This is a genomic window from Nocardioides secundeburneus, assembly GCF_039939255.1.
Taxonomy (GTDB): domain Bacteria; phylum Actinomycetota; class Actinomycetes; order Propionibacteriales; family Nocardioidaceae; genus Nocardioides.
Window position 1 is genome coordinate 223,588 of sequence record NZ_JBDUUE010000002.1, and the last position, 7,663, is coordinate 231,250.

At 69.8% G+C, this 7,663-nt stretch carries 7 protein-coding genes; 5 read left to right on the forward strand and 2 right to left on the reverse strand.

Features of this window, described 5'->3' with window-relative positions:
- Positions 1 to 39: 39 nt before the first annotated feature.
- Entirely contained in the window at positions 40 to 519 is a 480-nt protein-coding gene (locus ABFT23_RS05995) for a hypothetical protein (protein WP_347893309.1), read from the forward strand.
- Between the two features lie 66 nt (positions 520 to 585).
- Here the strand turns inward: ABFT23_RS05995 and ABFT23_RS06000 are convergent, their stop codons facing one another.
- Positions 586 to 1,689: a 2-oxoacid:ferredoxin oxidoreductase subunit beta gene (locus ABFT23_RS06000; protein ID WP_347893310.1), complete on the reverse strand. Its 1,104-nt coding sequence runs from the start codon at positions 1,687 to 1,689 to the stop codon at positions 586 to 588.
- Between the two features lie 5 nt (positions 1,690 to 1,694).
- Positions 1,695 to 3,602, reverse strand: coding sequence for a 2-oxoacid:acceptor oxidoreductase subunit alpha (locus tag ABFT23_RS06005; protein ID WP_347893311.1), 1,908 nt, complete (start codon positions 3,600 to 3,602; stop codon positions 1,695 to 1,697).
- Positions 3,603 to 3,919: 317 nt separating this feature from the next.
- Here ABFT23_RS06005 and ABFT23_RS06010 point away from each other — a divergent pair, with 317 nt between their 5' ends.
- Genes ABFT23_RS06010 through ABFT23_RS06025 form a run of 4 tightly spaced genes read left to right on the forward strand, consistent with a single transcriptional unit; the run spans position 3,920 to position 7,640 of the window.
- On the forward strand, positions 3,920 to 4,954 hold the full coding sequence (locus ABFT23_RS06010) for an extracellular solute-binding protein (RefSeq protein WP_347893312.1): 1,035 nt from the start codon (positions 3,920 to 3,922) through the stop codon (positions 4,952 to 4,954).
- Between the two features lies 1 nt (position 4,955).
- Positions 4,956 to 5,825, forward strand: a complete 870-nt coding sequence (gene cysT, locus ABFT23_RS06015; RefSeq protein ID WP_457623038.1) for a sulfate ABC transporter permease subunit CysT — start codon at positions 4,956 to 4,958, stop codon at positions 5,823 to 5,825.
- Positions 5,818 to 6,666: a sulfate ABC transporter permease gene (locus ABFT23_RS06020; RefSeq protein WP_347893313.1), complete on the forward strand. Its 849-nt coding sequence runs from the start codon at positions 5,818 to 5,820 to the stop codon at positions 6,664 to 6,666. The genes cysT and ABFT23_RS06020 overlap by 8 nt, the downstream gene beginning before the upstream one ends.
- Positions 6,663 to 7,640: a sulfate/molybdate ABC transporter ATP-binding protein gene (locus ABFT23_RS06025; RefSeq protein WP_347893314.1), complete on the forward strand. Its 978-nt coding sequence runs from the start codon at positions 6,663 to 6,665 to the stop codon at positions 7,638 to 7,640. The genes ABFT23_RS06020 and ABFT23_RS06025 overlap by 4 nt, the downstream gene beginning before the upstream one ends.
- Positions 7,641 to 7,663 lie beyond the last annotated feature (23 nt).

The window sequence follows — 7,663 nt, forward strand, 5'->3', positions numbered from 1 at the left end:
TGTGACCACCCGCCCGCCTCCCTCCCCCTGGAGCTGCACATGCGCTCGCCCCGCATCGTCGTCGCCGTGCTCGCCCTCGCCCTCGCGGCCATGCTGGCCCTGACGCCGTCCGGTGCGACGGCGCGCGAGGTGGCTCGTGGCGACCTGCTGCAGGTCGCGCCCGCCCAGGCCGATCCGGCGCCGGTCGTCGTCGGGGCGCGCGTGGTCGAGAAGCGCGTGCGCAAGAAGGGCCCGAAGCGTCTCGTGATGGTCGGCAAGGTCGTTCCGGCCAAGGGCCCCGTCTACATCCAGCGCGCCACGAAGTGCAACAAGGCCACGTCGACTTGCAACTTCAAGTTCTACAAGAAGGTCTTCCTCAAGAAGGGCGGCTACCAGGCCGTCATCGAGGCCGCCCCGAAGCTGCGGGCCTGGGTGTGGCGGGCCAAGGTGAAGGCCAGCTTCAGCGAGGTCTGGATGACGTGCACGAAGCGGCCCTCGCAGGAGTGCAAGCTGCCCTACGTCAAGCCGCGCAAGAAGTAGCACCCCCACGACCGAGCGAGGGCCCGACGCGATCGCGTCGGGCCCTCGTCGTGCGTCCGGAGGGGCTCAGGCCACGGTCCAGGTGTCGCCGCCGTGGATGAGCGAGGTGAGTCGCTCGTCGACGGCGCCTGGCGCGGCCTGGGTGGCCGAGGTGATCTGGGCGCGGGCCTGGTCGTCGTAGGTCGGCCGGGTGACCTGGCGGAAGATGCCGATCGGGGCCTGGTGCAGGTAGTCGGCCGCGGTGAGGCGCGAGATCGCGAACGCCGTCGAGGGGTCGGGGTCGTGCGCGTCGTGCACGAGCAGGTCGCCGACGGCGACCTGGCCGGCGTCGGTGCCGACCTCGACGACCTTGATGGCGCCGGTCTCGCGCTCGCGCACCAGGCCCTTGCCGCCGCCGGTGCCGAACACGATCGGCTCGCCGTGCACGAGCGGGATGATCGCGTCGTCCTTGGTGTCGCGGTCCTTGATGGCGTCGAAGGCGCCGTCGTTGAAGATCGGGCAGTTCTGGTAGATCTCGACCAGGGAGGTGCCGCGGTGGGCGGCGGCCGCCGAGAGCACCGAGGTGAGGTGCAAGCGGTCGGAGTCGATGGTCCGCGCCACGAACGTCGCTTCGGCGCCCAGGGCGAGCGAGACGGGGTTGAACGGGTGGTCGAGCGAGCCCATGGGCGTGGACTTGGTGATCTTACCGGGTTCGGAGGTGGGGGAGTACTGGCCCTTGGTGAGGCCGTAGATGCGGTTGTTGAAGAGCAGGATCGTCATGTTGACGTTGCGGCGCAGGGCGTGGATGAGGTGGTTGCCGCCGATGGAGAGGGCGTCGCCGTCGCCGGTGACGACCCAGACCGAGAGGTCTTCTCGGGCGGTGGCCAGGCCGGTGGCGATGGAGGGGGCACGTCCGTGGATGGAGTGCATGCCGTAGGTGTCGAGGTAGTAGGGGAAGCGGCTGGAGCAGCCGATGCCGGAGACGAAGACGATGTTCTCGCGGCGCAGGCCGAGGTCGGGCAGGAAGCCCTGGACGGCCTTGAGGACGGCGTAGTCGCCGCAGCCGGGGCACCAGCGCACCTCCTGGTCGGAGGAGAAGTCCTTGCCGGTCTGGGTCTCGCCCTCGGCGATCGACGGCACCAGCTCGGTGCCGGTGCGCAGGTCGGGCATGGGCAGGTCGGTTGCGGTCATCGTGCTCAGACCTCCTCGGTAGTCGCGGCGGACAGGTCGACGTCGATGCCCTCGGCCTCGGCGACCAGGTGGCCGATGGCCTCGGCGAGGTCGGCGGCCTTGAGCGGCAGGCCGCGGACCTGGTTGTAGCCCTGGGCGTCGACGAGGTAGCGGGCCCGGACCAGCATCGAGAGCTGCCCCAGGTTCATCTCGGGCACCAGGACCTTGTCGTAGCGCCTGAGGATGTCACCGAGGTCCTTCGGGAACGGGTTGAGGTGGCGCAGGTGCACCTGCGCGACGTCGTAGCCGGCCTTGCGCACCCGGCGGCAGCCAGCGCCGATCGGGCCGTAGGTGGAGCCCCAGCCGAGCACGAGCACCTTCGCGTGACCGCTCGGGTCGTCGACCTCCAGCGGCGGCAGCGACTCGGCGATGCGGTCGACCTTGGCCTGGCGGGTGCGGACCATGAGGTCGTGGTTGGCGGGGTCGTAGGAGATGTTGCCCGTGCCGTCGGCCTTCTCGAGACCGCCGATGCGGTGCTCGAGCCCGGCGACGCCGGGCGGCGCCCAGGCCCGCGCCAGGGTGGACGGGTCGCGGTCGTAGGGGCGGAACTCGGCGCCGTCGTCGGCCGGGACGGCGAACGCGGGGTCGATGAGCGGGAGGTCGTCGAGCTCGGGGATGCGCCAGGGCTCGGAGCCGTTGGCCAGGTAGCCGTCGGAGAGCAGCATCACCGGGGTGCGGTAGGTGACCGCGATGCGGGCCGCCTCGACGGCGGCGGAGAAGCAGTCGCCGGGCGACTGGGGCGCGACGATCGGCACGGGGGCCTCGCCGTTGCGGCCGAACATGGCCTGGAGCAGGTCGGACTGCTCGGTCTTGGTCGGCAGGCCGGTCGAGGGGCCGCCGCGCTGCACGTTGACCACGACGAGCGGCAGCTCGGTCATGACGGCCAGGCCGATGGCCTCGCCCTTCAGCGCGATGCCGGGCCCGGACGTCGTCGTCACGCCGAGCGAGCCACCGAAGGAGGCGCCGATCGCGGCGCCGACCCCGGCGATCTCGTCCTCGGCCTGCAGCGTGGTGACGCCGAACGCCTTGTGCTTGCTCAGCTCGTGGAGGATGTCGGAGGCCGGCGTGATCGGGTAGGAGCCGAGGAACACCGGCAGCCCCGACCGCACGCCGCCGGCGATGAGGCCGTAGGCCAGCGCGAGGTTGCCGGTGATGTTGCGGTAGGTGCCGGGCGGCATCTTCGCCGGCTTGATCTCGTACTGGACGACGAAGGTCTCGGTGGTCTCGCCGAAGTTCCAGCCGGTCTTGAACGCGGTCAGGTTGGCGTCGCGGATGTCGGGGACCTTCGCGAAGCGGCGCGAGAGGAACGACTCGGTGCCCTCGGTGGGGCGGCCGTACATCCACGACAGCAGGCCGAGCGCGAACATGTTCTTGGCCCGCGCGGCGTCCTTGCGCGACAGGCCGAACTCCTTGACGGCCTCGACGGTCATGCCGGTGAGGTCGACCGGGTGCACGCTGAACGAGCCGAGCGCGTCGTTGGCGTCGCCCAGCAGGTCGAGCGGGTTGACGTCGTAGCCGGCCTTGTCGAGGTTGCGCTTGGTGAAGTCGTGGGTGTCGACGATGATCGTCGCCCCGGCCGGCAGGTCGCCGACGTTGGCCTTGAGCGCGGCGGGGTTCATCGCGACCAGCACGTCGGGTGCGTCGCCCGCGGTGAGGATGTCGTGGTCGGCGAAGTGCACCTGGAACGACGAGACGCCGGGGATCGTGCCCTGAGGGGCGCGGATCTCGGCCGGGAAGTTCGGCAGCGTCATCAGGTCGTTGCCGAAGACCGCCGACTCGGAGGTGAACCGGTCTCCGGTCAGCTGCATGCCGTCGCCCGAGTCGCCCGCGAACCGGATGATCACCCGATCGAGCTGCTTGACCTGCTTGGCCACGTGTCCCACCTTCTGCTCGCGACGACGCCGCACAGGCAGGACACGATCTTGAGCCGCGTCCCGACGGCGTGCACTCCGCCGTCCACGATAGTCGGCGCGCCGCCGCGCACGGCGCCGTCCTGCCCGCCGGGACGTGACCCTCGCCACGCCACGGCCGCCGGATGCGCCCGCGGCGGCCCTGGGGCACGCGAATCGGTCCAGACCACCTGTCTCAAGCGGCGTGCCTGACTCGCTTGTCTTTCATAAGTCGATTACTCTCATCGAGTTAACTGACCAGCGACTCCCCGGGGGTCGCGGATCGAGAGAGCAGGACGGACATGAAGAAGAGCTTCAAGGTTGCCGCAGTCGTGACTGCCGGGGTGCTGGCCTTGAGCGCGTGCACCTCCTCCCAGGGCGGCAGCAACGAGGAGACGATCAACATCGTCGGCTTCGCTGTGCCCGAGGCGGCCAACGACGCCATCGAGGCACAGTTCCAGAAGACCGCCGACGGCGAGGACATCGAGTTCTCCGGGTCGTACGGAGCCTCGGGTGAGCAGAGCCGCAAGGTGCTGGACACGGACGGCAAGGACACCGACTACGTCCACTTCTCCCTGGCCTCCGACGTGACGCGCCTCGTCGACGGCGGGCTGATCGACGAGGACTGGGACCAGGGCCCCAACAAGGGCATCGTGTCGAGCTCGGTCGCCGTGATCGCCGTCGAGGAGGGCAACCCCCTGGGCATCAAGACCTGGGAGGACCTCCTCAAGCCCGAGGTGCAGATCATCACCGCCGACCCCGCCAGCTCGGGCGCGGCCCGCTGGAACATCATGGCGCTCTACAGCGACGCCATCGAGCGCGGGCTGAGCGAGGAGCAGGCCGACCAGTTCCTCCTGCAGATCTTCCGCAAGGTCACCTCCTGGGCCGCCAGCGGTCGTGAGGCCACCGAGGCGTTCAAGAAGGGGGTCGGCAACGTGCTGATCACCTACGAGAACGAGGCCATCCTGGCCCGCCAGAACGGCGAGACCCTCGACTACGTCGTCCCGCCGAACACCTTCCTCATCGAGAACCCCGGCGCCGTGCTCAAGAACGCCGAGCCCCAGGAGGCCAGCGAGAAGTTCCTCGAGTACGTCCTCAGCGACGCCGGCCAGACCGAGTTCGTCAAGAAGGGCTTCCGCCCCATCAACGACCTCGACATCTCCGGCATCGAGGTCGAGGGCACCGAGACGCCCGACGACCCGTTCCCCGCCCCGACCGGCAAGCTGAGCACCATCACCGAGCTCGGTGGCTGGGGCGAGGTCTCGGCCGAGTGGTTCGGCAAGGACGGCGAGCAGCTGCGCTTCGACCGCCTCTACGCGCAGGCCACCGGCTCCTGACATGACCCAGGCCGCAGCCGCGGCGAAGCCCCCCGTCGCCCCCGGGCCTGCCAAGCGCAGGTCCCAGGGCGGCGGTGGTGGTCTTTTCGCCCTGACCCCGACTTCAGGGATCGGACTGGGCATCTGCCTGCTCTGGTTCACCATCTTGGTGATGCTGCCCTTGGCGGCCGTCACCGTCGCCAGCGTCGAGGGGGGCCTGGGCTCCTTCTGGAACACCCTCACCGACGCCCAGACCTTCGCCGCCCTGCGCCTCACCGTGCTCGAGGCCGCCGGCGTCACCGTCATCAACGCCGTCGTCGGTACGGTCATCGCCTGGGTGCTGGTCCGCGACCAGTTCTGGGGCAAGCGCATCATCGACGTCGTCATCGACATCCCGTTCGCGCTGCCGACGATCGTCGCCGGCCTGGTGCTGCTCAGCCTCTACGGCCCGCAGAGCCCGGTCGGGATCAACATCGTCAACACCCGCACCGGCATCTTCATGGCGCTGCTGTTCGTGACGCTGCCGTTCGTGGTGCGCACGGTGCAGCCGGTGCTGCTCGAGCTCGAGGGCGACGTCGAGGAGGCCGCGGCCTCGCTCGGTGCCTCCCGCGCGACGACGTTCCGCCGCGTCATCCTGCCCAGCCTCGTCCCGGCCATCGCGGCCGGCTCGTCGCTCGGCTTCGCCCGCGCGATCAGCGAGTTCGGCTCGCTCGTGCTCATCTCGGGCAACACGCCGTTCAAGACCGAGGTCGCCTCGTTGAAGATCCTCAAGTTCCTCGAGGGCGACAACCAGGCGGGCGCGGCCGCGGTCGCCGTCCTGCTGCTCCTCGTCGCGGTCGTGGTGATCGTGGCCCTCGACCTCATCTCGCGAAGGGCGGCCCGTCGTGCCTGACACCCGCCACATCCGGCGCCAGAAGGGCCCGGTCATGATCGGCATGCGGGTCTTCGTGATCCTCTACCTCTTCTTCCTCATCGCCTGGCCGGTCAGCGAGGTCGTCAAGCGCACCTTCGCCCCCGTCGAGCAGGGTGCCGAGGGCGGCTTCGGCGCCTTTTGGGAGCGGCTGCAGGACCCCGCCGTCCAGTACGCCTTCAGCCTCACCGGCACCGTCGCGCTGTGGGCGGTGATCATCAACACCGTCTTCGGCGTCGGCATCTCGCTGCTGCTGGTGCGCTACCGGTTCCCCGGACGCCGCGTGCTCTCGGTGCTCGTCGACCTGCCGATGTCGGTCAGCCCGGTCGTCGTCGGCCTCGCGCTCGTGCTCGCCTACTCCTCCGGCTCGGGGTGGTTCGGCGAGCGGCTCGAGGGCGCCGGCATCTTCATCATCGCCAGCACGCCCGGCCTCATCATGGCCACCGCCTTCGTCAGCCTCCCGCTGGTGATCCGCGAGGTCGTGCCGACGTTGCAGGAGATCGGCACCGACTCCGAGATGGCCGCCCACAGCCTGGGCGCCGGCGGCTGGCAGACCTTCCGTCGCATCACGCTGCCGAGCATCAAGTGGGCCGTCGTGTACGGCGTCGTGCTCAGCATGGCCCGGTCCCTCGGCGAGTTCGGTGCCGTGAAGATCGTCAGCCGGGGCGCCGAGTTCCAGGGCGAGACCGCCACCCTCCTCATCCAGAACCGCTACAACAACTTCGACGAGTCCGTCGCCTACGCCGCTGCCTTCGTGCTGGTCATGGCCAGCGTGCTGGCGCTCGTGGTCGTCTCCCTGATCCGCAAGGAGGATCACTCATGAGCATCGACGTCCGAGGTGTCAACAAGACCTACGGCGACTTCGTCGCCCTCGACGACATCAACGTCAGCATCCCGACCGGCCAGCTCACCGCGCTGCTCGGTCCGAGCGGTGGCGGCAAGTCGACCCTGCTGCGCATCATCGCCGGACTCGAGACCGCCGACTCCGGCTCGGTCGTCATCGAGGGCACCGACGCCACCACGCTGCCGCCGCAGAAGCGCAACGTCGGCTTCGTCTTCCAGCACTACGCGGTGTTCAAGCACATGACCGTGGCCAAGAACGTCGCCTTCGGGCTCGAGATCCGCAAGCGGCCCAAGGCCGAGATCCGCGAGAAGGTCGACGAGCTGCTCCAGCTCGTGCACCTGTCGCAGTTCTCCGAGCGCATGCCGTCGCAGCTCTCGGGTGGTCAGCGTCAGCGTCTGGCCCTCGCGCGGGCCCTTGCCGTCGAGCCGACGGTGCTGCTGCTCGACGAGCCGTTCGGAGCCCTCGACGCCAAGGTCCGCAAGGAGCTGCGCGACTGGCTGCGCCGTCTGCACGACGAGGTGCACGTGACGACGGTCTTCGTGACCCACGACCAGGAGGAGGCCATGGAGGTCTCCGACGAGATCGTGGTCATCAACGAGGGCCGGGTCGAGCAGATCGGCAGTCCCGACGAGCTGTACGACACCCCCGCCAACCCGTTCGTCATGGGCTTCCTCGGCGAGGTCACCGAACTCGACGGGTCCGCCCTGCGGCCCCACGACGTCGAGATCTCGGTCGAGCCGGGCCTCGGCGGCATCCCCGGCCGCGTCACCCGACTGCTCCGGGTCGGCTTCGAGGTGCGGGTCACCGTCGAGGCCGACGGCGGCGGTGAGGTGCTCGTCGTCCTGACCCGCACCCACGCGCGCGCGCTCGACCTCGCCGAGGGCCGCCGCGTGTGGCTGGCGCCGGCGACCGGCGCCACGACCGTGCGCGCCGGGGTCGTCGCCGCGGTCTGACCACCAGGGTCGGGGGGGGGGGG

What these genes read in the sequence shown, in the direction of transcription:
- ABFT23_RS06025 (WP_347893314.1), top strand. Translation starts at nt 6,663, where the DNA reads ATGAGCATCGACGTCCGAGGTGTCAACAAGACCTACGGCGACTTCGTC.
- ABFT23_RS05995 (WP_347893309.1), top strand. Translation starts at nt 40, where the DNA reads ATGCGCTCGCCCCGCATCGTCGTCGCCGTGCTCGCCCTCGCCCTCGCG.
- ABFT23_RS06000 (WP_347893310.1), bottom strand. Translation starts at nt 1,689, where the DNA reads ATGACCGCAACCGACCTGCCCATGCCCGACCTGCGCACCGGCACCGAG.
- ABFT23_RS06010 (WP_347893312.1), top strand. Translation starts at nt 3,920, where the DNA reads ATGAAGAAGAGCTTCAAGGTTGCCGCAGTCGTGACTGCCGGGGTGCTG.
- cysT (WP_457623038.1), top strand. Translation starts at nt 4,956, where the DNA reads ATGACCCAGGCCGCAGCCGCGGCGAAGCCCCCCGTCGCCCCCGGGCCT.